Source organism: Alteromonas sp. H02, from assembly GCF_059682525.1.
In genome coordinates, this window is sequence record NZ_CM185021.1 from 3,475,860 (window position 1) to 3,502,596 (window position 26,737).

Consider the following 26,737-nt stretch of genomic DNA (forward strand, 5'->3'; position numbering starts at 1 on the left):
CGAGCGTGAATAAGTTAGTTGAAACCTACTGCGATGTCGATGATTTCTGCCAGTTATTTATCAAGCACTGGCAATGCATGCTGTTAGAGAACGGAGATATCAAGCGTCGCAGAGCCTGCCGCTTATCTCCCGCCGAAGTGATGACCATCATTATCCATTTCCACCAGTCGCATTACCGAGATTTCAAGAATTACTATCTTCACTATGTTTGTCGCCAGCTCAAATCCTACTTTCCAGAGTTATTAAGCTATACGCGGTTTCTTGCTCTGATGCCTGGTGTCGTCGTTCCTATGTGCAGTTACCTAACGTCAAAGCTTGGCGAACCCACCGGAATACAATTTGTCGATTCCACCAAGATAGAGGTATGTCACATCATTCGCGCTAAGAGAAATAAAGTGTTTGAAGGCATTGCCCAGCATGGCAAAGGCACAATGGGCTGGTCGTTTGGATTTAAACTGCATTTGATCATCAATCACCTGGGCGAAATCGTGGCACTGAAACTCACAAAGGGCAACGTGGATGACCGAAAACCGGTGGCAGAAATGGCCGACTCGCTATTTGGTAAACTCTACGGTGACAAAGGGTATATCAGCAAAGCACTATCTGGAGAGCTGTTGGACAAAGGCGTTGAGTTGCTCACAACGGTTCGAAAGAACATGAAGAAAAAGTTCATATCCCTGTGGGACCGGGCTATCTTAAAGAAGCGATTCATCATTGAGACGGTGAACGATCAATTGAAGAATATTTCTTACATCGAACACTCACGACACCGCAGCATGCACGGGTTTATGTTGAATTTGCTCGGCGGACTCATCGCCTACTGTTTAAAAGAAGAAAAGCCATCATTGGACTTGACGTCTCAGGAGCTTGAACTGTTAGAGAGCAACAATCTAATGCTGGCTTAACCAGATCTGAGGTTAATTACTCATAACCTTCTGCGCCAGAATCAAAATAATCTCCAACAGCTGCTGCTTGCTGTATCCCGCCTCAATAAAGGCAGTAAGCTTAACGGTATCCGGATTGCCCCGGTTGAGCAGAATGGCTTTGGTTGTTTCGCGCAGCACTTCCAGTTTGTCCGGTAACGGGGTTTTATTTCTGAGTGCGTCGGTAATGCTGTCGTCCACTTTCATACTTTTGGCAATGCCAGTATGCGCCGGTACACAGTAGTGACATTCGTGCTCCACATTCGCCGTTTGCCACACTACAGTTAGCTCATCAGGACTGAACGACGTATTCTGAGCCTGAGTATGCAGAAATTTATAGCTCAGCAGCACCGCAGGAGACTCCGCCATCACCCCGTGCAAATTAGGGATCATGCCGAATGAGGCAATGGAGTCTTCAAGTAACGGCTGCGCAGCTTGTGGCGCACTTTTCATTGTGTGAATGGTAAAATCGGTCATAGCTGTCCTTTATTTTTGATTGGTGAAGTTTTACCATAGCGCCTGAATGAACGATCGTTCAAGTTAAATTTGAGCGATCGTTCAATTTAATCTTTATAAGGTAGACGAATGGGTTATCCACGGGAACAAAGTATTCAACAGGCAACCGAAGTTTTTTGGTTAAAAGGCTATCTTGGCACCGGCATGCGAGACCTGCAGACGGCGCTGGATAAACGTCCTGGTAGTATTTATGCCGCTTTCGGCAGTAAAGAAGGCTTGTATCTTGAGGTACTTAACCATTACACCGATGTACTGCATGGTCAGATTATGGCGGTGGCAAACAGTGATACGCCATTGCAGCAACTGCGCGAATTCCTGCGTTTCCCTTTAGCGGTAGACTACAGCGCAGCACATAAAATTCAATGCCTGATTGTTAAAACCCAGGCCGACTGGGCTGAACTGCCAGAAGGCGTGAAAAGTGAATTACAAGCTGCACTGGCACACTTGCGTAAAGCTTTTGAGGCGGTGATTTTAAAAGTCCGGAGTACGGGTGAGCTGGCCGCCGATACACCGGTTGAGCGAGCGGCGATGTGGTTACAGGGTCAGTTTATCGCCATGCGAACCCTGGCAACCAGCGTGGATTCGCCGGCGAGCCTGAGCTGGATGGTGGATAAAATTGTCAGTGATTTAAGCGGCGAGTGGACGGAGTAATATCATCCCGGCCCCCAACCTCGCAGGCCTAAGTCACCAGCATTTTGATTAACTGGGCAACCAGTAAAATCATTAAGAGCGGCCAGAACCAGCGGGTAAGTTTCGACATATCCTCACCGCTCATTCGCCATTTCGACTTTTCCAACAGCGGCACAATAATAACCAGTGCCAAAAATAATATGCCAAGAATATAAAGTATGGTCATTAAGCTAATCCCATTGCGTATTTTAGTACCTGAACCTTTATTGGCCCGGTATGTTGCGCCAGTTTTAGCAAGCCATTACGCAGCCATTTTAGCGGCGTATGATCGTTACTGAAGGTGGTATAAAACCCATCCATGGCAGTCATCATCAGCGCGTTATCCCGCTGACGTGGCCGCTGGTATCCGGTACGTAAGCGAGCAGCAAAGTCTTCGCCGTTCGCCTGGCCGTTGGCGGTTTGACCCAGCAGGCAAGCCACGTCTTTAAACCCCAGGTTTACCCCCTGCCCGGCCAATGGATTAATGGTATGTGCTGCATCCCCTACCAGAATAATGCCTGGCACCACATATTCACTGGCATGTCTTCTAATGAGGGTGAAGGCGGCTTTATTCAATACCTTAAAGTCATCACCTAATGGCGGGAAGTCGTTTTCGATTGCCTGCTTTAGCTGGGCTGGCGATAGTTTTGCTAAAGCCGCCAGACGCGACGGGCTGTCGTACCAGATAAGCGAGGCGTAATTATCGTGCATAGGCAGTAAAGCTCGCGGGCCATGGGGCGTAAATTGCTGCCAGGTACAATCAGCTACCGGCTGAGTAAATTCCACAATAATGCCCATGGCCTGCTGAGCGTACTGCCAGCCTGAAATACCAATCCCGGCAAGCTGGCGCACCTGGGATTCGGCACCATCGGCCCCGACCAGCCATTTAGTGGTAATTTCGTCACCGGATCCCAGGCTGATAATCACTGGTTCATCAGCGCTGGCAGAGCGCTTAATACCGCTAATCTGCGCCGGTGAGTACCATGTAACGTTATCGAAGTTTTTCAGCGCCTGATGACAGCCCAGCTGAATCAGCCGGTTTTCCACAAAGTAGCCCAGGCGTTCGAAGCCGGCATCACTGGCGGTGAAATCAGTTCGGCAGTCCGGCCGCTCCCACACCGATAACTCACTGTAAGAGCGTACCCGCATGGCTTCAATATGTTGCCAGGCCCCCAGCGCACGCAGTAGGTCTACCGATGCCACACTGATGGCTGACATACGTAAATCCGGCGGCTGAGCAGCCTCAAAAGGTTGCGGCGGACGTTGTTCTATAATCGCTACCTGATAACCCTGCTGTGCCAGTCCTAACGCGGTGGCGGCGCCCACCATGCCAGCACCATTAATACAAAAATCAAACATATAGGAACCCTGTTTATGTTTTGCGATTATGCCCCAACTCAGGGGTTAAATCTAACCTGCGCTTTATATCAGTGCGTTAGCAATAAATCATGAAGTTTAAGCTGTTACGTAAACTTGCCTTGGGCTGGATCGAAAAAGCGCTAAAATCCCGCTCAGACCGGTTCACAAGGGTGGCGATCAGGGTTTATAACAGTTAAAATACGCGGCTATTTTGACCAATATCGCTGCGCGCCCGGGGTTAACTTAATTATCCTGAGTGTTGGCGCCAGCCCAACGTGATTATCGAATTGTTATGAGTAAAAAGCTGTACATCAAAACCTGGGGTTGCCAGATGAATGAGTATGATTCGGAAAAAATGGCCGATCTGCTCGATTCAACTCACGGGTATTCGCTGGCTGAAGAAGCGGAACAGGCCGATGTTATTTTGCTCAACACCTGCTCTATCCGCGAAAAAGCCCAGGAAAAAGTGTTCCATCAATTGGGCCGCTGGAAAAACCTGAAAAAGACCAACCCGGATCTGATCATTGGTGTGGGCGGTTGTGTGGCCTCACAGGAAGGCGATCACATTCGTCAGCGGGCGCCGTTTGTCGATCTTATTTTCGGACCGCAAACCCTGCACCGCTTGCCTGAAATGATTAATCAAATCCAGGCTGGCGAAACATCGGTAGTGGATGTCAGCTTTCCGGAAATCGAAAAGTTCGACCGCCTGCCAGAGCCCCGCGCAGAAGGCCCAACGGCGTTTGTTTCTATTATGGAAGGCTGCTCCAAATACTGTAGCTTCTGTGTAGTACCTTACACCCGTGGCGAAGAAGTCAGTCGCCCGGTGGATGATGTACTGCTGGAAGTCGCTCAGCTGGCAGAACAAGGCGTGCGTGAAGTAAACCTGCTGGGTCAGAACGTTAACGCGTTTCGTGGCGAGCACCACGACGGCTCTGTGTGCCGCTTTGCCGAACTGCTGGAACTGATTGCCGCCATTGATGGTATCGACCGTATTCGTTACACCACCTCACATCCGGTGGAATTTACCGACGACATTATTGCCGTGTACGAAACCGTACCAGAGCTGGTTGATCACCTGCACCTGCCGGTGCAAAGTGGCTCGGATCGTATTCTCAATTTAATGAAACGCGGCCACACTGCCCTTGAATATAAGTCAAAGATCCGCAAATTACGTAAAGTGCGTCCGAATATCAGCATGTCTTCTGACTTTATTATCGGCTTCCCTGGCGAAACCGATGCAGACTTCGAAGCTACCATGGACTTAATTCAGGCAGTGGATTATGACCTGAGCTTCAGCTTTATTTATTCAGCGCGCCCGGGCACACCGGCGGCGGATGCCGTAGACGATGTAAGCGGAGACACCAAAAAACAACGTCTTTATTTGTTGCAGCAACGTATTAACCAGCAGGCACTGCGCATTGCCCGCAATATGCTGGATACTGAGCAGCGCATTCTGGTGGAAGGCCCATCGAAAAAAGACATTATGGAGTTACAGGGGCGTACCGAGAATAACCGGGTAGTTAACTTCCCGGGTACACCCGATATGATTGGCGAGTTTGTGGATGTTAAAATCACCGACGTATTCAGTAACTCGCTGCGTGGCGAAGTGGTTCGCCGCGAGGCCGACATGGGCCTGCGCGTAGCCGTATCACCGCAAAGCATTTTAGCCAAGCATCAGGCCGAGCTGCCTGATGAACTTGGTGTAAGCCAATTTCAACCTTCAATTTAAGAGGCAGTAAAGCAACTTGAGTAAACTGGTAAGTAATGAAGTCGTGCTGGAACCGGAAGATAATAAACGGTTATCCAGCCTGTGCGGCCCGTTCGACGATAATATCAAGCAAATTGAGCGTCGACTGGGCGTCGAAATCACCTATCGCAACAACTTTTTTAAGATTGTTGGCGAGCCTCAGCAAACCAAAGGCGCCGGTGAGTTACTTAAGTTACTGTACATCGAGACGCAGCCGATTAAAGGGCTGATACCGGATTTACCCCCCGAGCAGGTTCATCTTGCCATTCAGGAAGCCAATTGCCTGGAGCGCGAAGAATCCGGCCAGTACGGCAAAGAAATCAATATCAAGACCAAGCGTGGTGTTATTAAGCCACGTAATCCTCATCAGGCGCAGTACGTGGCTAATGTGGTCAATCACGATATTACCTTTGGTATTGGCCCGGCGGGTACCGGTAAAACCTACCTGGCAGTAGCCTGCGCTGTAGATGCCCTGGAACGTCAGGAAGTGCGCCGTATTCTGCTCACCCGCCCGGCAGTCGAGGCCGGTGAAAAACTTGGTTTTCTGCCCGGCGATTTATCCCAGAAGGTCGACCCTTATTTGCGCCCTCTTTACGATGCCCTGTTTGAAATGATGGGCTTCGAGAAAGTGGAAAAGCTCATGGAGCGTAATGTTATCGAAGTTGCCCCGCTGGCTTACATGCGTGGCCGTACGCTCAATGATGCCTTCATTATTCTTGATGAAAGCCAGAATACCACCGTAGAACAAATGAAAATGTTCTTAACCCGTATTGGCTTTAATTCCCAGGCGGTGATCACCGGTGATATCACCCAGGTGGATTTGCCTCGTGGGGCACGCTCTGGCCTGCGCCATGCGATTAATGTGTTACAGGACGTGAAGGATATTTCCTTTAACTTCTTTACCGCTGGCGACGTGGTTCGTCACCCGGTAGTAGCGCGTATCGTGCAGGCTTATGAAGATTACGACGCTGAACAGGAACGTATCCGAATTGCTAAAAAGGCAGCTCAGGAGCAGGACAAGCAAGACAAATCCGACGAGAGTGATGATTAAGTGAGCGCCATTGTTGATTGCCAGCAAGCCTTTGAGGGCGAGGCTGAACTTATCGCTTCTATTCCGGACGAAGCCCAGCTCACCGCGTGGGCTTCGTTGGTTCTGAACTATCTGGAAACAGGCGAAAAGGAACTCACCATACGGTTTGTTGATAGCGACGAGTCGCAATCCCTTAACCACGAATACCGCGGCAAGGACAAGCCAACCAATGTGCTGTCTTTTCCTTTTGATTGCCCGCCGGAAGTACCACTTAACCTGCTCGGTGACCTCGTGGTTTGCGTGCCGGTTATCGCTGCAGAAGCCGCTGAGCAGCACAAAGCAATTGGCGATCATTACGCCCATATGATTATTCACGGTACTCTGCATTTACTGGGCTACGATCATATTGAAGAGGATGAAGCGCAGGCCATGGAGCAACTCGAAATTGACCTGTTAGCCAAATTATCCATTGACGACCCGTATCAAGACGATTAACTTTGCAAAAGACGCAGGCGCTTTTTCATTGTTGATGCGGGCCGTAAAGCCAACAATAAACAAGAAACAGACCCTATAACGCTAATTAGACACGGACATTATGAGCGACGATAACCCCCACTCTACCAACGGCTCCTCGGGAAAAAGCTGGTTTGATAAACTGAAGCTTTCATTCTCCGGAGAGCCGCAAAGTAAAGAAGACCTGGTTGAGGTCATCACCGAAGCCGAACAGCGCGAGCTGATCGACCCCCAAACCAGAGAAATGATCGAAGGCGTTATTGGCGTCAACGAAATGCGGGTAAGGGACATTATGATCCCACGCGCTCAGATGGTTACCATCGACATCGACCAGCCGGTTGAAGAATTTTTGCCTGTCATGCTCGACAGCGCTCACTCCAGATTCCCCGTTATTAACGAAGATAAAGACCATATCGAAGGCATTTTATTAGCCAAGGATTTGCTCCGCTACGCGTTTATTACTAACGACGATCAGGCATTCCATTTACGAGACGTATTACGTCCTGCAGTGATCGTCCCGGAAAGTAAACGGGTTGATGTCCTGCTCAAGGAGTTCCGCCAGCAGCGTTATCACATGGCCATTGTGGTAGACGAATACGGTGGTGTATCCGGCCTGGTGACCATCGAGGATATTCTTGAGCTTATCGTTGGTGAGATTGAAGACGAATACGATCTGGAAGAAGACGGCACCGATGATATCCGTCCGCTTAACAAATATACGTATTCGGTTAAGGCACTGGTACCGGTTGATGAGTTTAACCGTTTTTTCGAAACCAAATTCAGCGAAGAGGAAGCGGATACTATTGGCGGCATCGTATTAAAAGCCTTTGGGCATATGCCCGCCACCAGTGATGAAATCACTATCGATAATATCCAGTTTAGAATTACCAACTCGGATAAACGCCGGTTGATGCAACTGAAAGTGACCCTGCCAGATCTGGAGTAATTGGCTTGAGAAAGTGGCTTCCTTTGGTGCTGGTATTATTGGCCGGCACGTCGTTAACTATGGCCTATGCCCCTTTCGATTTATGGCTGATCACGCCTGTCGCTCTGGTGGTGGCACTACGTCAGTTACTCCTCACTGATACCCCAAAAAAAGCGTTCTGGCTGGGCTGGACCTTTGGTCTGGGCTGGTTTGGTGCCGGGATCAGTTGGGTGCACGTAAGCATTGCTGACTTTGGCGGCATGCCACTCATCGCTTCCGTGTTGATGATGTTTTTATTAAGTGCCTATCTGGCGCTGTTTCCCGCGGTCAGTTTTTACTTTGCCAAACGGTGGTTCAAACCCGCCTTGTTGCCGCTGTTGCTCCCTGCTATCTGGTTTATTGCTGAATGGCTCAGAAGCTGGTTGCTGAGCGGTTTTCCATGGTTGTCCTTAGGATACAGTCAGCTCGATAGCCCACTGTCTGGCTGGTTACCGGTGCTCGGCGAAACCGGCATGACCTGGTTATTACTGACTATGGTTAGCACAATAGCTGTGGCCACCCTGACCAAACGTTTTTTACAGGCTATTGCCATTACCGGCTCGGTGACCATTGCAGCCCTGCTATTAAATACGGTTAACTGGGTTGAGCCCCAACAGCCGGTTTCTATTGGTATGGCTCAAGGCAATATTGCCCAGTCTTTGCGTTGGGTTCCCGAACAGGACGCGCCGACCATGAACACTTATCGGGAGCTGACTAACCTGGTATGGGATAACGATGTGATAATCTGGCCCGAAGCCGCTATTCCCAAACTGGAAATGCTGGCCCAGGACTTTATCACTGATATGAACGCCGAGGCCGCTCGCCACGATACGGCCATTATCACCGGTGTGGTGAACTATAACTTTGAAAGCGAAGAAGCCTGGAACAATCTGATTGTACTGGGTAAATCCCATAGCGACGACGAACAGGGTCATTACCGTTATTTTGATGGCAACCGCTATGCCAAGCACCACCTGTTACCGATTGGCGAGTTTGTGCCTTTTGAGGACTTACTGCGGCCGCTGGCTCCTCTGTTTGACCTACCCATGTCATCATTTAGCCGTGGCGATTTTCAACAACCCAACCTGCTGGCTAATGGCCTGCACCTGGCCCCGGCCATTTGTTTTGAGATTGCTTTTCCTCGTCAGGTAAGAGCTAATCTTTACGCCGACACTGATTTTATTATCACCGTAAGCAACGACGCCTGGTTTGGTCGTTCACACGGCCCGGCTCAACATTTACAAATTGCCCGTATGCGAGCCAAAGAGCTGGGCATAGGCGTGATACGCTCTACCAACAACGGTATATCGGCGTTCATTGACCATCATGGTAAAGTGGTTGCGCAGTTACCGCAGTTTGAAACTGCAGCCTTATCAGCCAAGTTACCAACCGTTTCCGGCAGTACGCCATACCGGAGCTGGGGCGATTTCCCGCTGTGGGTGTTAACCGGTTTGATCGGGCTGGGTTTCCTCATTATTAAACTGCGCGAGCGCGGTGCTCAGAGCAACTGAGATTTCCTCGCTCAATAGCGCCGCTTAGTCGCGATTAAGCTATACCCTGCGCTGGCTAACTGCTAGTTTTGTACCTTAAGCTTTAACATTCCAGGGTATTTAATGAAAACCATAATAACACTCCTTGCACTGACGCTTGGTGCTTCTGCCGCGTGTGCTAAAACCACGATACTCACCGCCGACCGTATGATCGACGTCGAAAATGGCAAACTGATCAACAATGCCGTGGTGGTGATGGAAGATAACACCATTGTGGCGGCCGGCGCCAAACGCTCGGTAACCATTCCCACTAACGCCGACGTGATGGCACTGGGGGATTACACGCTGATGCCCGGACTCATGGATATGCACGTCCACCTCACCTCTGACGCCACCAAACACGGCTATAAGCGTCTGGCAGATTCTTTGCCGCGAGTAACACTCACCGGCGTAAAACATGCCAAAGCCACGCTTATGGCTGGCTTTACCACAGTGCGTAACGTTGGTGCCCCCGGCTTTGCTGACGTGGCCTTAAGAGATGCCATTAACGATGGCGACATTCAAGGGCCACGGATGTTTGTGTCCGGCCCGTCGCTGGGCGTAACCGGCGGGCACTGTGACAATAACCTACTGCCTTATGAATTTCATAGCGTGAGTGAAGGCGTTGCAGATGGGCCCTGGGCAGTGCGCGAAATTGTGCGTCGCAACATTAAGTACGGCGCTACCGTAATTAAATTCTGCGGCACCGGCGGCGTATTATCAAAAGGCACCAAAGTGGGTGTGCAGCAATACACCTTCGAAGAAATGCAGGCCTTGGTAGACGAAGCCCACATGCGCGGCTTAACTGTTGCCACGCATGCGCACGGCACCAGTGGCATTAAAACCGCCATTAAAGCCGGTGTAGACTCGGTAGAGCACGTTAGCTTACTGGATGAGGAAGGCATTGAGCTGGCACTCGAGCATGGCACTTACTTCTCGATGGATATTTACGTTACCGAGTACATTTTAAGTGAAGGCGAAAAAGCCGGCATCCTGGAAGAAAGCCTCGCTAAAGAGCGTATTGTGGGCAAGCGTCAGCGTGAGAACTTCCAGAAAGCCGTGAAAGCCGGGGTGAAAATGGTGTTTGGTTCGGATGCCGGGGTTTACCCGCACGGCGACAACGGCAAGCAATTTGCCCGCATGGTGCGCTTTGGTATGACACCAATGCAGGCGATTCAGGCAGCCACCATTCATCCTGCCACGTTGCTTAAACAACAAGACACGTTAGGCAGTATCAGCGCCGGTAAAAAAGCCGACATTGTGGGCGTAAAGGGTAACCCGCTGGATGATATTTCGCTGCTCGAAAACGTTGGTCTGGTGGTTAAAGATGGCCATGTCGTAAAATCTGTAGCCATGTAACTTTCTAATTTTAAATTAATTTTCAAAAATCCCGCTAAAAAAAGCGGGATTTTTTTATGCACGCTATTGAAAAAACACCCACTGCACATATCTCTTTTAGTGTCGGGGCTTAATGATAAGACCGGCAGTACCATCGCCGCTAAGCGGGATGGTGTTAAACCTAACTTTACATATTGCTTAATTGCGAGGATATGACTATGCGTACTATCGATCTATCTCCACTTTATCGTTCTTTTATTGGTTTTGACCGTCTGGCATCCATGATTGATGCAGCTTCTCAAAACGGTAATCAAACCACTTATCCGCCTTACAACATTGAGTTACTGGGCGAAGACAAATACCGAATCAGCATGGCCGTAGCCGGCTTCAGCAAAGACGATGTGACCATCGAGGTGCTGGAAAACGCGCTTACTGTGGCGGGTAAAAAAGAGGCTGAGGAAAGCCAGGATGAGGAACAAAAACGTCAGTTCCTGCACAAAGGCATTTCTGAACGCAACTTTGAACGCAAGTTCCACTTAGGCGACCACGTTAAAGTAACCGGCGCCAACCTGGAACACGGGCTACTCAATATCGATCTGGAACGCGAAATTCCGGAAGAGAAAAAGCCCCGCCAAATTGAAATTGGCAGTGCATTACTGGAAAACAAACAGTAACCACCAAGACATTATCTCCCTGCTAAGCGGCGCTAAATGCGCCGCTTTTTTATTACTTGTCCTGTAGCGGCTCGTATCTGAGTTGACTATCCGATTATCGGAAGCACTGATTTATTACAACCTGCTATTTTCATCACACTATCTCCTTTAGCCATTGAGAAACATGATTGTTAACAGCATACAGCTAACGCCGAAAATAATGCCCACGGCAACACGGTGTATCAGAGGATAATTATTAATTGTCATGACGGCGCCATAAGCAACGCCGCCTGATATCCACATTGCTAAAAGAACGCCGGAAATAGATAGCGTAAAGGAGCCTGCAACCAACATTATCACACCGACAATGAGTAGTGTTTCCACAAAAGCGGCCAGAAAGGCGATAGAATTATCACGTTTATCTTTTGGGGTTTTATGGAGGTACCAATTAATAAGAAATCCCCCACGGGTTAAGCTATCTAAAAAGTAATTAGTACGTTCAGTTGTCATGATTGCGCTTCCTTGTAATCGCTGAAAAATACAACTTCCTGATCATTATAGTCGATTCGGGATTTATCTGTTATTCAAACAAGCTTTGTTCAAAAAGAGAACATCACTAACCCAAAAAGCGTTCAGATTTAGCCTTGCTCGACTTTTGAGAACATCAAACTTAAACCTAATCTGCCTGCAACGACAATTCCACACTGCTCGACTGGGACTGCAGATGCTCCCGGCTGTTAAGTAAAAACAGGCGCCCGGCTTCTACCTTAGCCTGATTGACCAAATAGGCTTTAACGCTTTTGCCACGCTCCTGAGCCAGCGCGGCCAGCTCGCTCTCGGGAATGGTAATACTATCTCTCAAGCGATTGTACATCGCAATATGCAGGGCTCGCGTCACCAGCTGTTCGGTAACGGATTCCTCATTATTGTTTTGCAGTTGCGCCCGGATCCGCTGTTGTTCGTCCTGAATTGGATCCGAAAATGTTTCGCTAAAAAGGGTTTCCAGCGTACTCGCTAACGGCCCCTCAAGGGGCACATTACTGGCAGAGAAGTTATCCGGTAAAGTATCCTGTGCACTGCGCTCAAGAAGTTGTTGGTGTAATTGCGCCACCGCCAGTTCCCGGGCGTCACTCACTGCATCGACGGTGCCCTCAATACTCACCCGTAAACCCGGCCGCTTATTCAGCGCTTCGGCCAGCGTAGTGAGGCGTTGTGTAGCTTGTTCATTCAGCGAGTCCTGACCAGCAGCGAAATCAACCCGGTTCAGCTCATCCGCACTGCCCACCAGGCTGGCCAGAAAGGTAAACGGCGCGGTCACTGCTTTGGTGATCAAATTGCCCAGGGCATTTAAAATAATCGAGCCGAAACTGAAATCCGGATTATCCAGATCGCCAGACACTTCAAGACCCAGATCGATCACTCCGTCGTTATCCTGCAGTAACGCTACAGCCAGGCCCAATGGCAAACTCAGCGCCTGCTCCGAATCGCTTTTTCTGCCCAGCGTAAGCTGATCAATTACTACGTGATTATTACCGTCGAGCTCACTGTTTTGCACCTTATAGCGAACATCCAAAGACAACAGCCCTTTATCAATATAATACCCCATGTAAGTGCCTGAATAAGGGTTCACCGAGGTAAGCTCAGCGCCCTCAACGGCAAAATCCAGATCGAGAAACAATTCTTCTAATAAGGGGTTAATCTCGCCTTTGAGAGACACCGGCGCATAGCTGTCTATCTTGCCATTAATAGCAACCTTCGCCGCACTCCCCGCATCGGAGGTGAGTTGTTCAATAGATCCGTTTAACGACTCAATACTCGAGGCAAACTGCGGTGTTAAGGACTCATCGGCAAAATAAGCACTGCCGTTATTAAGATTGATGGTCGCGATACTGATTGCTAACGGGGAGCCCTCAGCGTCGCCAATTTCTGGCGTATCAACAGAGTCTTCTTCAGCTTCGCCGTTTTCTTGCGTATTAACAGATCCCTCAGCGTTACCGGTTTGCGATGCGTTGTCAGAAGCAGATTCACTACTACGGATAATGGCACCGATATTGGTGCGCTTTTGCTCGTCGATAAGGATTTTTGCATAGGGCTCGGTAATATTAATCGAGGCGATATCCAGCGTATTGTCGTCAAGACTGAAACGTAGATCGGCTATATCCAGGGATTGCCATTTTACCAACGGCTCGTAGTGCAGCCCATCCAGAACGGTCAGGTTATCAACGGTTGCATCACCACTCACCTGTAGTTTTTTACCGCTCTCTGCAACGTGGTAGCGGGTAGTGGCAGACAGTGCTCCTTCAGATAAAGATATATTAACGAAAGGCGTTAAATACGACTGCACCTGTGACAGCGCGATATCCGAGAGCGTCAGTTCACCGGAGACTGCCTGCGTTGCCAGGTTGGCGCTGCCGCGAGTGACTATGTCTCCCTTAGTGGTCTCGGGAATAGCCTGAGAATTGCCGCTGATAGCCAGTGAGACGGCATAGTCAACCGGCGCTGAGAAGTGACTGTCTATTTCGCTGGTTGTCACCGTTATCGGATGAACCCGCCAGTACATGCTCTGTGCAACGGCTTTATCGTGAAGTTGGACATCTCCCTCGCTAATCGCCAGCTCACCCAGCACCACCTGCCAAGCGCTTGATGCCTCTGGCTTTGAGTTGTCTTCGGGTTCAGCATTATTCTGCGCTACCCCGGCGGGCATCAGGAGACTGACTAGATCCAGCCCGTCTTTGTCGTACACACCATTGATATAAGGTGCTTTAAGATTCAATCCGGCAATATCCACACGCTGTAAATCGGTGTCGAGCTGCATATCGATTAAGCTAAAGGTATCCAACGAGATGCGTTGACTGGTTTTATCAGACAGCGCTAGTGAGCGAATGGCCAGCTGGCCGTCATTCGCCCTGAAGCGCACGCCTTGTTCAGTTTCACTTACCGTATAACCCACAGAAAAGTCCAGAGAGCCGTCGGTTAACCGTGCTTTGATAATGTCGTCAGACAGCGGCCATAAGGGTGGCAGAGCAAGGTTCTTTACTACCACTTTACCGGTAAGGGCCAGTGGTGCAAGCTGAAACAGGCCATCTACGTACAAGGTGCCGCCTTCAGTAGTGGTTACATTCACCTGGTACAGATTATCCGGGCTGACTTGTTCCTCGCTTCGTGCGTTATCCGAAATGGTTGCGTGGGTATCCAGATTAGCCAGCTCCAGCGCCAAGTCGGGATAAACCAGTTCAGCACCGCTGACCCGGTCGAAGACTTCTATTTTGCCATCCGTTACGCTTAACAATCCGAGTCGCAGGTGCGGGATTGAGCCCTCTGAGCTCACCTCTTCAGGCTCTGCAGACGCAGATTGAGACTGGATATGTCGAATGATATCCGAAAAATTAAACTCCGCAGTTTCACCGCCCTGCTCACGGGCTAACCGCGCATAAGGACCGTTTAAATAGAAATGCTCAAGGGTTGGTGTAAAGGTTAATAAAGTACGCCAGAATGCCGCATCGGCTTCCAGTTGAGTAAAACGGATAAAGTCGCCCTGTTGATCTGCCTCTGCAATGCGAAAATTCGCCACCCGTACACGTAACAAAAAGGGATTAATCGAGATGGTTTCAACGGTCACTTCTCGCCCGAGGCTTTGCGATAACGCTGCCGGCAATTTCGACGTTAATACATAAGGCGTTACCAGCCCCAGTAACAATGCATACAGCAAATAGGCCAGCAAACACCATTCACCCACACGCAACCAGCGCGGCTGTTGATGGTGACCCTCTCGCCAGGTATTAAGCTTGCTCATAAAAAGTCCATTCCTGATTGCTCCCATCGCGGCTATCTGCGACGCTTATGCCTGTTACAGTAGCAGTTAAATATCCGGCTCACAATTTGCCAGGCAGTACCCGGGAACCATAACGCCCTTGCTTGTCATTTATCAGTCATAGACTGATAAACGTTCACCTAACTTATAACCTGAAGTTTCGGCCATTTCTCTAACCATTGCTTGCTGGCGATGCGTTGCTCAAATACGGTTTTACTGCGCAGCGGATTGTGAGTGAGTTTACCCTTTAGCAAAGACTCAACCCCAAAAGGCGCAGCCAGTACCAGTTGCTCGCGGTCATTCAGACGTACGCCCACAGCGGTTTCCTTTTCCGGCCAGTAGCGCATGGCATCGGTACTGTTTTGATAAGCCGGGTCGTGATTGCGGTGATGCATCATGGCCTGATTTTTAACCTGCCAGTTAACCGCTGGGTGCCAGGCCTTAAGCTGAGCTGTCAATTTAAAGCTTTCCCGGTCATGATTTCCGGGCTTACAGGTCGCATCAAAATAGATAACATCCACATCATTGAGCGGTGTAGGTGGATAGTCGTGCAATGCATCCCAAACCATATTGCGCACAAACCCGGCGGCAATAAAGCAATCCGGCAACTGCAGTACCTGCACGGCCTGTAATAGCTGCATGCGCTGCCGGTCTCGGCTAAGCAATGCTTCAATGGCACCCATACGTCACCACATAGGCCAGGCCGGTAGAAAGAACAAGTCCTAACGCCGTCCACTGCGTTTGCACGCTCCGCCACTGTTCCCGGTATCCGAGATAAACCACTATAGCCAGGGTAGCCGTTCTCATTGATTCGAATAATGGTCGCTGAGATGCGCCCAACAGCAGAAAGCCCCCCCCATAAATAAGCCTCCTCAAACCGGGCGGGAACAGCATAGTGACAGACTGAACAATATAGTTAGCATGAATAAGCGGTTGCCTTTATACTGTATTGCTATCGCAAGAAATGCCATAAAAGCAGGAAAAAAGAGCAAGCTCCCGGGTATAAACCAGACGGAATATCTCACTGCTGCCAACTCTGTGGGTGTAGGTTGCCTCAATCTTTGCCAACTATACAATGGTGTATCACCCGCACGCTCTCAAAACATTTACTTTATATTTTTTCACTTTATCACAGGTTCGCCATCAACTAATCGGCTTTTTATTCAAAAAAGAACCTTGCTGCTTTTATCGCGCAAATCGTCATTTGTCTGCGTTTAAACAGAGCCGAAGGAAAGTGAGTTGAAATAGAAAACATGTTGCAATACTTCGTAACACACAAAATGTTGGAATTGCTGATCAATTGTCATGATTTAAATGTAATGTCATGCTATGCAAACAAGGAAACCAAAACCATGAAAACACAATCTGGCATCAATATAGGCTTCACGCTAGCAGCACTTACCGCTTCTATCTCAGCAAGTGCGCAAGCTCTACAACAGCCCCAAGGGTGGATGTGGGGTTTTGGTGTTAGCGCATCTCAGGATGTTTATGCAGGCTTTGACAACCGTATTGTGCCCATTCCTATTATCGGCTACGCCGGCTAGAAACTGCGGGTTTATGGGCCTTTCGTTAGTTATCAAATGTGCCAGCGCGAGGGTATAACAATAGATGCCCAATTAGTTCCGGTCTTTGCCGGCTATGAAGAATCTGACAGTTTCATTTTCGAAGGAATGGCAGACAGAGACTTCAGCTTTGCCGCTGGAATAAGTGCAAACTACAGCAAGCAAAGCTGGACATACTCCCTATCAACAAACGCCGATATGCTAGGGAAGTACGACGGCTTTCAGGCAACTGCAAGAATAGGTAAAACGTTCAGAATAAATGGCTTCATAATTGAACCCTCTGTTGGCCTTAGCTTTCAAGACAGTAACTATGTAGATTATTACTACGGCGTGCGCCCTGAAGAAGTTACCGCATTTAGAGGTTTGTACGAAGGAAGTAGCGCAACTAACACGGAGTTAAGAGTAGCTGTATCAACCGGTAAGTTTTTAGGCGGCATGAAACGAGTTGACGTAGGCGCCACATTTTTTGATAGCAGTATAAGTGACAGCCCACTCACCGATGACGATACCGCACTAAGCGCTACATTGGTTTATTCGCGTGTATTTTAAACAGCAATTTAAAACCAAGCTACAACTCTCTGACATTGGTTGTGATAGCGCACGATAAAAAATCGGTTTTATCATGCGCTCTCGCTAATTGCACTGTTTGATGGGCTGGAAAAGTCTAAACCGACTTCAATCCTCGATATATAACAAGTTACGCCGGTAACAATGGGGTCAACTAACGCATCATCTTAATGTCTTTGGTGGTCAAAAGCTAAGAGAAACATCCCCTGCTTCACTATCACTGCACCCTGCTGCGCCCACAATAGCCGAAAAATAGCAAAGAAAAGATTCCATAATCATTTGTCAGCCAAATTGAGTCTGGTTTCTGCCATTATTTTTCGCTTTATACAGAGCGCTATCTGCTATATTGATTGTTTTTGAAATAACGTCTTTATCTTTAACGTCTTCAGGCTCTATGGCCGAAACACCAATACTTACCGTGAGATGTTCACTATTTGGCAAGCTAATCTTCTGAACGGCCTCATGAATTCGACTGCAATAATATTCGGCACCGTCAAGATCACTGTTATAAAGCGCAACGACAAACTCCTCACCTCCCCAACGGGCAACAAGGTCACTTTCTCTTACTACGTTGGTTAACGAAGATGCCAATTTTGACAGTACTTCATCGCCATATTCATGACCAAAATTATCGTTAATAGGTTTAAAGTAATCGATGTCGATAAGCACTAAGCACACAGGCACATATTTGCGCTTCATGAATGTAACAATCTTGGTTAGATCACTAGTTAATGCCCTGCGATTGAGTAAAGATGTAAGCGGATCTAACCGTGTCAGTCGAGTAAGCTCCTCGGTTTTTTCTTCTAAGTTCTCTCGAGCAGAAACCAGCTCTTGGTAAAGTTTATCTCGCTCTTCTGCAGGGTACATTGCCCAATAAAGTTTACCTGCAACAAGACTCACATTGGCTACGGCAGGGACTCTTGAACCCGCTTTAGTAACAATGGTTATTTGCACCTCCTTGCAAGTTCCATAATTGAGAAGAATCGGCTTTATATAGCTTTCATAAAAAATGAGTGAGGCTTTGGATAGAATATCCGTAAGCTTTAACGACAGCTCGCTAAAACTTACGTTTAAAAAACTTTCTGCAAAGCTGTTACCTGAAAGCACTTGAGTACTTTCAATATGAGTCACAAACAACAAGCAGGGAAAATGATCTACATCGGCTTGACTCAATCGAGAAACTCCCCGATAGCACACGCCACTTGTTCCGGTGTTGTCATGTGTAAGCAATGCCCTTTCGCCTCTACTACATTAAACACGGAGTGTTTTATCGCTTTATGCATGTAGCGTCCAACCTCAATGGATACAAGGCTATCGTCTTGGCTTTGAATTATCAGGGTTGGTGCGGTGAGCTTCGGTAATAAATGCCTATCATCAGCAAAGAAAGTGGCTTTTGCAAAAGGCTTGGCGTAGCTGGGGTCGGTTGAACAAAAACTATTTTTTAACGACTGTTTAAACGACTCATCATGCCCCTCTCCGATTACCAAGGGAGCAAAATAACTAGCCCACCCAAGATAATTTTTGTCCATTAAATTGATAAGCTCTTCTAAGTCTGCTTTCTCAAACCCTCCCATGTAATCGGGCGGCAAGTTTAAGAAGCATGGAGAAGGACAAACCATGACGAGCTTATTAATTAAGTCTGGACGTTCGATAGCCAGGTGCATGCCAATGGTGCTGCTCACAGAGTGCCCAATAAAAATTGCGTTACTTAGTTCAAGCGCATCACAGATTTCTTCAACGTCTCTCGCATACCCGCTAAGCTGAGAATATCGTTTTTTATTGAATGCACTGAGGTCAGACTGCCCACATCCAACATAATCAAACAGAACGATTTTGTAGTCTTTTTCAAAATAGGGAACAAGGTAGTCCCACATGCGCTGATCGCAGCCAAAGCCATGAGCTAAAACCAGTGTGTTCTCACCTTCGCCGATAACACGCACATTATTGCGCTTCTTAATGTCTATTTTTAAGTACATACCTATCCTGCCGATACTTCCAATAATAGCGGGTTTGCTTACCTTAGCCACTATTCTTTAGCACAATGTCACTAAGCTAAGACTTTAGTAAGCCCTTCGAATAAATCCCTAATTACGAATGAGTGTAGCTTACGATACAGTGAAGCAACTAACTTTTTTAGCTTTGTGGTCATTCCAACGTATTCAGCCAGACGAGATATTGACTTGCTCAAGCGGCAGGTTTACGCAATGGTTTTAAAAAAGTTCTATCTTAGGCTCACGGGCTTCTTCAAACTCGTTTTTCTCATCAGGCGAACACTCGTTAATATCGAAATGAATTTTTCGTTGATCTTCCATCACGTACTTTTCAAACATTTCTTTGGTGCTCAGGTTAAACGACTCGTCAAAGTGCTCTCGGTTATTAATGTATGACGAAAATTGCCCAAATAAGCTTACAATAGCGTCTTGCTCTAGTTTTACGTGCTCGGTGCGCTGGCGAATGATGTCTTGAAATTGAATTTTCGCGATCGCACCGCTTACTTTGAAAGCAACTTCCGAGGCGCTTTGCGAGAAGCACGCCAGCATTTTAGGGTTAAGCTCTTCTAATATGCGATAGTGTGTCGTTATATTTTCCAGCGATTCAGAAAACCCGGTTAATAATTCACAGGTATCGTTCGCGCGAGTCGAGCTGAGCATTTTTTCGCCTTGAACGTGCGCCGCATCGAGCGCTAATTTAATACCCGTTTCAATTTTTTCTGCCGCCTCTGAAGACTGAGAAGATAAAATACGTACCTGTTCGGCTACAACGGCAAACCCTCGTCCGTATTCGCCAGCGCGCGCAGCTTCAATTGCAGCATTAAGCGCTAACAAGTTGGTTTGTGAGGCAATATTTTTAACCAGTTCAGTGAGTTCCTTGAGATTTTCAACCTCACGCATTACCCCTTGAATTGCCTCGGTATCTTCTATTTGTTGCTCTCGCTGTGTGTTTATCATCTCTTTTATATTAGATAAGCGCTGAGCGGCCAATTCAAACTCATCGGCACTTTTTTCTTTACAATTAAGGGCATTCTTCTGGCCTAATTCAACGTTATCTATACTGTCTTGAATACTGTTTTCAATTTCGTATAACGCTTTCATTAGCTCCATCGAGGCATCTTCAGTTATCGCACTTATGCCGTCCATCTGGCCTTTTAATATGGCTACGTAATCATTAACCTGAGAATGGGTTTCACTTAACTGCGACGAGGTTTCCTGCAAATAATTCTCTTGGCTGCTTAGCTTGGCGGCAAACACGCGGTTTTGTCTGCTTTGATACCAAGGCATAAAGCTGATCATTCCTAAAATAGTGACAAAGACGCCCGCATGCACACCCATTATCTCTATAGGTATACTTAGCGACACCATGCTCCCCACTAATGCCACGGTTAACAGCCCAACCCAAAGTAAAAGCGAGTCCTTCATGCTACTAAGGCAGGAATGCGGGGCATTTTATTTGATGAGCCCGGGGTAAAAAGACCATAAAAGCCGGTAAAACAAACAGGTCCAAGGTATAGACCAGACTGAATATCTCACTGCTGACAACTCTGTAGGTACAGGTTGCAACAAATACTGAGGCAGTAGACAGGATCATCAGCGCAGCCGCTAACAGAGCAAAGAAGTTATGGCATGATAATGATGAGAGAGCCTTAACGCTGAGAACTGTCATATATACCTGAGTACAAATCCCAGTAGAGTGAGGGCTGAGATGCCGCGCAGTAGTTTAGAATAAGTCGCCGGCGAGATAGCAGGGAACGTATGTGCACGATGCTGCTCTGTTTTAACGACTGTTGCTGTCACAACCTAACTCTTTAAACAACTGTATTCTTTGTGCAAAGGATCACGCATAGTCACTAAAGTGAATATCCCGGCCATTGTGATTATAAAGCCGGATTTGTTTGCGGTACCCTGAATTAATGTTACAACCTCCAAAATGTTGTCTCTCAATAATGCGTTTACGGCCGAACTCGGTGACTGTCCGGTGATTATGGTTAATGACAACACTAAATGGTTCAACGCGTCCGGCGCCACTGTTGAACAGCAGTAACCACAGTGCGACAGCCAGGTTAAAGCCTAAAAGCATCACGGCCGACTGCCACAAACTGGCCAGAGAGTCATCGCTCAGCGTCACAATCAACGCCACAGCACTAAGTTGTGGCACCGCATACACCAAAGCGTGCACATACAAGCGATTAAGAAATCACAGTGCATCACTTTGCCTGAATTCCATTCACTATCTTCCTTAGCAGAACACTTTCTGCAACACGTATCCTAATATAACGGCGAACTTTAGAAAATCCTTCACAAGTTTACGGTACAAACACTGATAAAGTAGATAAATTCCTCTCAAACACCGAAGCAGAATAGTTTACACTGGCGTTATCTTTTTATACCCCATTAATCAACAGGAACATAAAGTGCCCTCCATGCAGTCAGGCGCTGACAGCCAAGCTTCTTTATCCTTTGCAAAATTAATAAAATTACTCGGCCCGGGCGTATTGATGGCCACTGCCGCCATAGGTGGCAGCCACTTGGTAGCCTCTACTCAAGCCGGGGCTAAGTTTGGCTGGCAACTGGCATTGCTTATCCTGGCCGTTAACCTGTTTAAATACCCGTTCTTCCGGGCTGGGGTGAGTTACACCATCAGTAGCAATAAAACCCTGCAACAGGGTTATCTGACCATGGGCAAGCCCTATTTGCTCATGAGTTTTGCGCTTAACGGCATTTCTTCTTTTGTGAATGCCGCTGCCTTACTGCTTTTTTCAGCAAGCTTACTGGGCTATTTTATTCCGTTTAGCGTGGCGTTGCCCTGGCTGGCCGCTGTATTACTTATCGTATCTTTGATTATCCTGCTGGCTGGCCACTACCATGCGCTCAACCAGGTGGCCAAGGTGATCATGATAGCTCTGGTTATCGCCACCATTTCGGCCACCGTGATTGCCTGGCAGCAAGGCCCGGTTGCGCCGGCCGAGTTTGAATCACCCTCGCCCTGGACGCTGGCAGCTATTGGTTTTCTGGTAGTGACCATGGGCTGGATGCCCGCCCCGATTGAAATATCCGGTATCACCTCGTTATGGTTAAAAGAGCAGTGTCACGAAGCTAGAGTAACACCACAATCAGCCTTATTCGACTTTAACCTCGGCTACCTGGTTACATTACTGCTGGCCTTGATGTTCCTGGCGCTGGGTAGTCTGGTATTACATGGCAGCGGGCAGGAACTGGCCAGCGGCGGTATTGGTTTTTCGCACCAGCTGGTAGATTTATATGCATCCACCATTGGTGAGTGGTCCCGTTACCTGATTGCCGTAATTGCCTTTTTATGTATTTTCGGCTCGGCGATTACCGTGTACGACGGCTACTCACGGGCCCTGGCAGAATGCTACACCTTACTCAAAGGCAAACAGGATGTGTCTGATAGTGTGTTTACGGTATGGCTATTACTGGTGGCAGCGGCGAGCTTTGCCATGGTGTTATTCTTCCAGTCGGCGCTGCTGGCTATGCTGGGCTTTGCCATGACCCTGGCCTTTATGACCACGCCGGTATTTGCCTGGCTTAACTACCGGCTGGTAAATCGTCACGATATTCCGGAATCACTCAGAGGCGGCCCGGTAGTACTATGGTTAAGCCGGGCCGGACTGGTTTATTTGTTTGGCTTTCTAATTGTCTTTATTATCTGGAAATGGTTCCTCTAAGCTCATCAAGGTATCAATAATGAAAAAGGCTATGTTCTGCTAAATTGTTGCTATACTGTATATGGATACAGTTATTGAGGGTTGATTATGCTCCCAGCACAATTTAGAAAGCTTATAGCCGAGTTAGAACACTTAACAGATAGCCAAACCCGTTATGTTGAGAAGCTGCTGAAAGGCACTGATAGCGTCTCACAGTTGATAACAGAGCTTGAGGAGCGGATGGTTGAAAACCCTGAGTGCCCGCACTGTCATAGCTCACTGATCAATCGGCACGGCAAGGTAAACAAGATGCAGCGTTATCGCTGCAAGAACTGCGGCAAAACCTTTGTAGCGACAACGGCGACACCGCTAGCTCGACTAAGATACAAAGAGCTGTGGTTAGAATATATTCGCTGTATGCTGGACAGTAAGCCATTGCGTAAATGTGCCGAAGAATGTGGTCTCCACCTTGAAACATCGTTCAGGTGGCGGCATCGATTCTTGGCGCTACCATCAGCACTGAAGGCGAGCAAACTAGAAGGTATTATCGAGGCTGACGAAACACTTTTTCCCTACTCAGAGAAAGGCTCAAAACGGATGACTCGTCAGCCCCGCAAAAGAGGGATGAAAGCGAAAAAACGAGGGCGTTCAAAAGATGACTGGGTGCCCGTTTTAACGGTCAGAGACAGAGCCAAGAATACATATGAGGCCGTTGTGCCAAGTGTTACATCGGCAACTCTGCATCAGGAGCTAGCAGGAAAATTAGAGAAAGACAGTGTGTTATGTAGTGATGGATATAAGCCCTACATAGCTCTTTCTGAGAAAAATGATTTAATACACAAGCGCTTAGACGTGGCGGGAGGTGTTAAGGTGATAGATAAAGTCTTTCATATTCAAAATGTTAACGCCTATCACAGTCGTCTGAAAGCGTGGATAAAACGGTTTCACGGAGTAGCCACAAAATACCTAGAACATTACCTTGGTTGGTTCAGGTTTATGGATAACCCAGAAAACCTTAACGGAAACAGGCTCTTTTCGATTCAACAACAGTTAATCCGAACATAGCCATGAAAAAACTCTACACCTGTCTTTTGCTACTGGCCTGTTCGTTAAACAGTTTTGTAACCAATGCAGAAGCGTTTCGAAGCGTAGAGATAAGCACCTCACAGCAGGCTTTACCGCCGGTGATGATCCAGGGACCAATGCCCATAGAGGCGCAATATTTTGCGTCGTTACTGAGCGATGTACGCACCGAGAAGGCCGGTCAGGCAACGTTTTATATTGGTAATTACCAAGGCTATCCGGTAGTGGTTGCACAGACCGGTAAAGGCCTGGAAAATACCGCCGCTGCCACGGCTATTGGCATTGAGCGTTATCACCCCCGGGCCATTATCAATCAGGGCACATCCGGCGGGCACGATCCCGAATTACAGGTTGGCGACATTGTCTTAGGTAAACGCAGCGTGAATGCCAGTAATTTTAAAACCCCTTTTCGTGATAAAGGTGAGGGCTCTGCTCCACTTGAGTGGTTACCAATGGATCTCCTGGCTTCTGAAGGCAGTGCCGGCGGGGGAGACTCTGCCAAAGATGCAGAGCGGATCCGTTACTATGTTGCCGATGCTGAGTTACTGGCAGCGGCCCATGCGGTAAAAGGTCAGTATAAGCGCGGCAAAGTAGTAGAAGGCACTATCGCCAGTGGTAATTTCTGGAACAACGAGCTAGACCGTATCACCTGGCTGCACACCAAATTTGGTACCAGTACCGAAGAAATGGAAACCGCCTCGGCAGCTCAGATTGCACACAGCTATGGCATTCCATTTTTGGGGATCCGGGTCCTTTCCAATAATCTGACCAACGGTGGTCATTACGATCCGTCTACTGCAACCGATTGCCAGGCCTTTGTTAAGCTGGTAATCGAACAGTATATTAAACACAGCAAAAGGTAGCTGCAGAGAGCTACCTTTTGTTACGGGTAATTAAAGATTTTAAATTGGGGAATAAGGCAACGATGACTGATGAGCCACAATTCTTAGCTTACCTGATTTGTCTTTAACGTAAGCAAAGGTGTATTCCACTTTGGTCTCGCCCCCGTTGGTGTCGGTAAAGTAATAATTCCCCATGGCCACCGCCATGCTGCAGCTGTTATTAATAATGCCGACATTATCAAACTTCACTTTGGTGTAGGGCTTAATGGCAAACCCTTTATCTTCAGAGTAAGCCTCGTTACCGCCCACAAAATACGATAAAGCCGCATCAAAGCTCGATCTAAACTGTACTTTCGCAGCCAGTGTTGGTTTAAATAACACGCTGCTCAGGTCGTAGCCGTACATATCCTGAATAAAGTCTGCCGCGGCAGTGGTATAGTCGCCGTCAGATGAATAGACCGATCCTATTCTTACAATCCCGTCGCCCCAGAGTTTCTGGGCCTCTACGACTTCGCGTTCTGAAATACACGCATCTGAATAGAGCAAACGATTATCCACCATCGGCGCTGTGGCAGCGTTTGCCGCAGGCTCATTCATACTGCTTTTTAATTGCTGGGATTGTGCGGTAGCGCAACCTGTTAACACGGCCGAGGAGAACGAAAGAACCACTAACATTTTCAAGTTCATTTTTTGCATAACAATACTCTCTTTTCCGAAATCAGATAACTAACCAGTGCTGAATAATCACTGCTTGGTGCTCATGTTTAAGACTATTCATCACGGCTGAATAAAGCTTGAAAGGAAGATTAAAAGAACATTAAAAGCCGGCTGCCAGCCTCTGCCTGAAATGACTGTAGCCCTCGCAGCGCCCATTAATCTGCATCAATAATCTGTTGTTTATTGCTTTTCGTATCCCTTAGGGTGTCTATAATTAAGGCTATGTTCGGATTAACTGTTGTTGAATCGAAAAGAGCCTGTTTCCGTTAAGGTTTTCTGGGTTATCCATAAACCTGAACCAACCAAGGTAATGTTCTAGGTATTTTGTGGCTACTCCGTGAAACCGTTTTATCCACGCTTTCAGACGACTGTGATAGGCGTTAACATTTTGAATATGAAAGACTTTATCTATCACCTTAACACCTCCCGCCACGTCTAAGCGCTTGTGTATTAAATCATTTTTCTCAGAAAGAGCTATGTAGGGCTTATATCCATCACTACATAACACACTGTCTTTCTCTAATTTTCCTGCTAGCTCCTGATGCAGAGTTGCCGATGTAACACTTGGCACAACGGCCTCATATGTATTCTTGGCTCTGTCTCTGACCGTTAAAACGGGCACCCAGTCATCTTTTGAACGCCCTCGTTTTTTCGCTTTCATCCCTCTTTTGCGGGGCTGACGAGTCATCCGTTTTGAGCCTTTCTCTGAGTAGGGAAAAAGTGTTTCGTCAGCCTCGATAATACCTTCTAGTTTGCTCGCCTTCAGTGCTGATGGTAGCGCTAGGAATCGATGCCGCCACCTGAACGATGTTTCAAGGTGGAGACCACATTCTTCGGCACATTTACGCAATGGCTTACTGTCCAGCATACAGCGAATATATTCTAACCAAAGCTCTTTGTACCTCAGTCGAGCTAGCGGTGTCGCCGTTGTCGCTACAAAGGTTTTGCCGCAGTTCTTGCAGCGATAACGCTGCATCTTGTTTACCTTGCCGTGCCGATTGATCAGTGAGCTATGGCAGTGCGGACATTCAGGGTTTTCAACCATCCGCTCCTCAAGCTCTGTTATCAACTGTGAGACGCTATCAGTGCCTTTCAGCAGCTTCTCAACATAACGGGTTTGACTATCTGTTAAGTGTTCTAACTCGGCTATAAGCTTTCTAAATTGTGCTGGGAGCATAATCAACCCTCAATAACTGTATCTATATACAGAGTAGCAACAATTTAGCAGAACATAGCCATAATTAAAGTGCAA

Annotated in this window: 26 protein-coding genes and 1 pseudogene; 14 read left to right on the top strand and 13 right to left on the bottom strand. The window is 47.8% G+C overall.

The window, feature by feature from the left end; all coding sequences use genetic code 11:
- Positions 1 to 5: 5 nt before the first annotated feature.
- Complete coding sequence (locus AC566Q_RS16095; RefSeq protein WP_499607656.1) at positions 6 to 905, top strand: IS982 family transposase; 900 nt, start codon at positions 6 to 8, stop codon at positions 903 to 905.
- A gap of 12 nt (positions 906 to 917) precedes the next feature.
- Here AC566Q_RS16095 and AC566Q_RS16100 read toward each other — a convergent pair whose 3' ends face one another.
- Positions 918 to 1,400, bottom strand: coding sequence for a carboxymuconolactone decarboxylase family protein (locus AC566Q_RS16100; RefSeq protein ID WP_499608064.1), 483 nt, complete (start codon positions 1,398 to 1,400; stop codon positions 918 to 920).
- 108 nt (positions 1,401 to 1,508) lie between these two features.
- Here AC566Q_RS16100 and AC566Q_RS16105 point away from each other — a divergent pair, with 108 nt between their 5' ends.
- The gene (locus tag AC566Q_RS16105) at positions 1,509 to 2,090 is read left to right on the top strand and encodes a TetR/AcrR family transcriptional regulator (RefSeq protein WP_499608067.1); all 582 of its coding nucleotides are present in this window, start codon (positions 1,509 to 1,511) and stop codon (positions 2,088 to 2,090) included.
- A 28-nt stretch (positions 2,091 to 2,118) separates the two neighbouring features.
- On the opposite strand, the gene AC566Q_RS16110 is transcribed toward AC566Q_RS16105, so the two are convergent.
- Together AC566Q_RS16110 and AC566Q_RS16115 are read right to left on the bottom strand one after the other, a co-directional pair.
- Entirely contained in the window at positions 2,119 to 2,295 is a 177-nt protein-coding gene (locus AC566Q_RS16110) for a hypothetical protein (RefSeq protein WP_164464695.1), read from the bottom strand.
- A complete protein-coding gene (locus tag AC566Q_RS16115; protein WP_499608070.1) occupies positions 2,295 to 3,467 on the bottom strand; it encodes an FAD-dependent oxidoreductase in 1,173 nt (390 codons plus the stop codon). Before AC566Q_RS16115 ends, AC566Q_RS16110 begins: the two co-directional genes overlap by 1 nt.
- A gap of 292 nt (positions 3,468 to 3,759) precedes the next feature.
- Here AC566Q_RS16115 and miaB point away from each other — a divergent pair, with 292 nt between their 5' ends.
- The 7 genes from miaB to AC566Q_RS16150 all read left to right on the top strand — a co-directional run bounded on the left by miaB (position 3,760) and on the right by AC566Q_RS16150 (position 11,262).
- Positions 3,760 to 5,196: a tRNA (N6-isopentenyl adenosine(37)-C2)-methylthiotransferase MiaB gene (miaB, locus tag AC566Q_RS16120; protein ID WP_105933605.1), complete on the top strand. Its 1,437-nt coding sequence runs from the start codon at positions 3,760 to 3,762 to the stop codon at positions 5,194 to 5,196.
- Between the two features lie 16 nt (positions 5,197 to 5,212).
- Complete coding sequence (locus AC566Q_RS16125) at positions 5,213 to 6,265, top strand: PhoH family protein (RefSeq protein ID WP_499608072.1); 1,053 nt, start codon at positions 5,213 to 5,215, stop codon at positions 6,263 to 6,265.
- The gene (gene ybeY, locus AC566Q_RS16130) at positions 6,266 to 6,739 is read left to right on the top strand and encodes an rRNA maturation RNase YbeY (protein ID WP_499608075.1); all 474 of its coding nucleotides are present in this window, start codon (positions 6,266 to 6,268) and stop codon (positions 6,737 to 6,739) included. It begins immediately after the preceding gene.
- A gap of 100 nt (positions 6,740 to 6,839) precedes the next feature.
- Positions 6,840 to 7,703: a CNNM family magnesium/cobalt transport protein CorC gene (gene corC, locus AC566Q_RS16135; protein ID WP_499608079.1), complete on the top strand. Its 864-nt coding sequence runs from the start codon at positions 6,840 to 6,842 to the stop codon at positions 7,701 to 7,703.
- Between the two features lie 5 nt (positions 7,704 to 7,708).
- Entirely contained in the window at positions 7,709 to 9,232 is a 1,524-nt protein-coding gene (gene lnt, locus AC566Q_RS16140) for an apolipoprotein N-acyltransferase (RefSeq protein ID WP_499608082.1), read from the top strand.
- Positions 9,233 to 9,334: 102 nt separating this feature from the next.
- Positions 9,335 to 10,609 (top strand): Xaa-Pro dipeptidase, encoded by a 1,275-nt coding sequence (locus AC566Q_RS16145; RefSeq protein ID WP_499608087.1) that lies wholly within the window; start codon positions 9,335 to 9,337, stop codon positions 10,607 to 10,609.
- Positions 10,610 to 10,806: 197 nt separating this feature from the next.
- Positions 10,807 to 11,262, top strand: coding sequence for an Hsp20 family protein (locus AC566Q_RS16150; RefSeq protein WP_499608092.1), 456 nt, complete (start codon positions 10,807 to 10,809; stop codon positions 11,260 to 11,262).
- Positions 11,263 to 11,409: 147 nt separating this feature from the next.
- On the opposite strand, the gene AC566Q_RS16155 is transcribed toward AC566Q_RS16150, so the two are convergent.
- The 3 genes from AC566Q_RS16155 to AC566Q_RS16165 all read right to left on the bottom strand — a co-directional run bounded on the left by AC566Q_RS16155 (position 11,410) and on the right by AC566Q_RS16165 (position 15,735).
- Complete coding sequence (locus AC566Q_RS16155; RefSeq protein WP_499608097.1) at positions 11,410 to 11,751, bottom strand: hypothetical protein; 342 nt, start codon at positions 11,749 to 11,751, stop codon at positions 11,410 to 11,412.
- 166 nt (positions 11,752 to 11,917) lie between these two features.
- Positions 11,918 to 15,034 carry a DUF748 domain-containing protein gene (locus AC566Q_RS16160; protein WP_499608104.1) on the bottom strand — a complete coding sequence of 1,039 codons (3,117 nt, stop codon included), beginning with the start codon at positions 15,032 to 15,034 and terminating at the stop codon, positions 11,918 to 11,920.
- Between the two features lie 158 nt (positions 15,035 to 15,192).
- The gene (locus AC566Q_RS16165) at positions 15,193 to 15,735 is read right to left on the bottom strand and encodes a nucleotidyltransferase family protein (RefSeq protein ID WP_499608107.1); all 543 of its coding nucleotides are present in this window, start codon (positions 15,733 to 15,735) and stop codon (positions 15,193 to 15,195) included.
- A 669-nt stretch (positions 15,736 to 16,404) separates the two neighbouring features.
- Between AC566Q_RS16165 and AC566Q_RS16170 the strand changes: the two genes are divergently transcribed.
- The gene (locus tag AC566Q_RS16170; RefSeq protein WP_499608110.1) at positions 16,405 to 16,596 is read left to right on the top strand and encodes a hypothetical protein; all 192 of its coding nucleotides are present in this window, start codon (positions 16,405 to 16,407) and stop codon (positions 16,594 to 16,596) included.
- 36 nt (positions 16,597 to 16,632) lie between these two features.
- Positions 16,633 to 17,163, top strand: coding sequence for a MipA/OmpV family protein (locus tag AC566Q_RS16175; protein ID WP_499608112.1), 531 nt, complete (start codon positions 16,633 to 16,635; stop codon positions 17,161 to 17,163).
- Between the two features lie 83 nt (positions 17,164 to 17,246).
- On the opposite strand, the pseudogene AC566Q_RS16180 reads toward AC566Q_RS16175, so the two are convergent.
- The 5 genes and pseudogenes from AC566Q_RS16180 to AC566Q_RS16200 form a co-directional block, all read right to left on the bottom strand.
- Positions 17,247 to 17,454: pseudogene (locus tag AC566Q_RS16180) on the bottom strand (CreA family protein); the annotation flags it as partial.
- Positions 17,455 to 17,463: 9 nt separating this feature from the next.
- Positions 17,464 to 18,354, bottom strand: coding sequence for a GGDEF domain-containing protein (locus AC566Q_RS16185; protein ID WP_499608119.1), 891 nt, complete (start codon positions 18,352 to 18,354; stop codon positions 17,464 to 17,466).
- Positions 18,351 to 19,157 (bottom strand): alpha/beta fold hydrolase, encoded by an 807-nt coding sequence (locus AC566Q_RS16190; RefSeq protein WP_499608124.1) that lies wholly within the window; start codon positions 19,155 to 19,157, stop codon positions 18,351 to 18,353. The genes AC566Q_RS16185 and AC566Q_RS16190 overlap by 4 nt, the downstream gene beginning before the upstream one ends.
- Positions 19,158 to 19,391: 234 nt before the next feature.
- Positions 19,392 to 20,459 (bottom strand): methyl-accepting chemotaxis protein, encoded by a 1,068-nt coding sequence (locus AC566Q_RS16195; RefSeq protein ID WP_499608128.1) that lies wholly within the window; start codon positions 20,457 to 20,459, stop codon positions 19,392 to 19,394.
- A gap of 553 nt (positions 20,460 to 21,012) precedes the next feature.
- The gene (locus AC566Q_RS16200; protein ID WP_499608130.1) at positions 21,013 to 21,333 is read right to left on the bottom strand and encodes a hypothetical protein; all 321 of its coding nucleotides are present in this window, start codon (positions 21,331 to 21,333) and stop codon (positions 21,013 to 21,015) included.
- A 265-nt stretch (positions 21,334 to 21,598) separates the two neighbouring features.
- Here AC566Q_RS16200 and AC566Q_RS16205 point away from each other — a divergent pair, with 265 nt between their 5' ends.
- The 3 genes from AC566Q_RS16205 (at position 21,599) to AC566Q_RS16215 (ending at position 24,789) form a co-directional block, all read left to right on the top strand.
- Entirely contained in the window at positions 21,599 to 22,864 is a 1,266-nt protein-coding gene (locus AC566Q_RS16205; protein ID WP_499608133.1) for an NRAMP family divalent metal transporter, read from the top strand.
- 87 nt (positions 22,865 to 22,951) lie between these two features.
- Positions 22,952 to 23,908, top strand: a complete 957-nt coding sequence (locus AC566Q_RS16210; protein WP_499608136.1) for an IS1595-like element ISAma5 family transposase — start codon at positions 22,952 to 22,954, stop codon at positions 23,906 to 23,908.
- 2 nt (positions 23,909 to 23,910) lie between these two features.
- Positions 23,911 to 24,789: a 5'-methylthioadenosine/S-adenosylhomocysteine nucleosidase gene (locus AC566Q_RS16215; RefSeq protein ID WP_499608139.1), complete on the top strand. Its 879-nt coding sequence runs from the start codon at positions 23,911 to 23,913 to the stop codon at positions 24,787 to 24,789.
- 39 nt (positions 24,790 to 24,828) lie between these two features.
- On the opposite strand, the gene AC566Q_RS16220 is transcribed toward AC566Q_RS16215, so the two are convergent.
- Entirely contained in the window at positions 24,829 to 25,464 is a 636-nt protein-coding gene (locus AC566Q_RS16220) for a metal-independent carbonic anhydrase family protein (RefSeq protein ID WP_499608141.1), read from the bottom strand.
- Positions 25,465 to 25,705: 241 nt separating this feature from the next.
- A complete protein-coding gene (locus tag AC566Q_RS16225) occupies positions 25,706 to 26,662 on the bottom strand; it encodes an IS1595-like element ISAma5 family transposase (RefSeq protein ID WP_499608136.1) in 957 nt (318 codons plus the stop codon).
- Between the last annotated feature and the right edge of the window lie 75 nt (positions 26,663 to 26,737).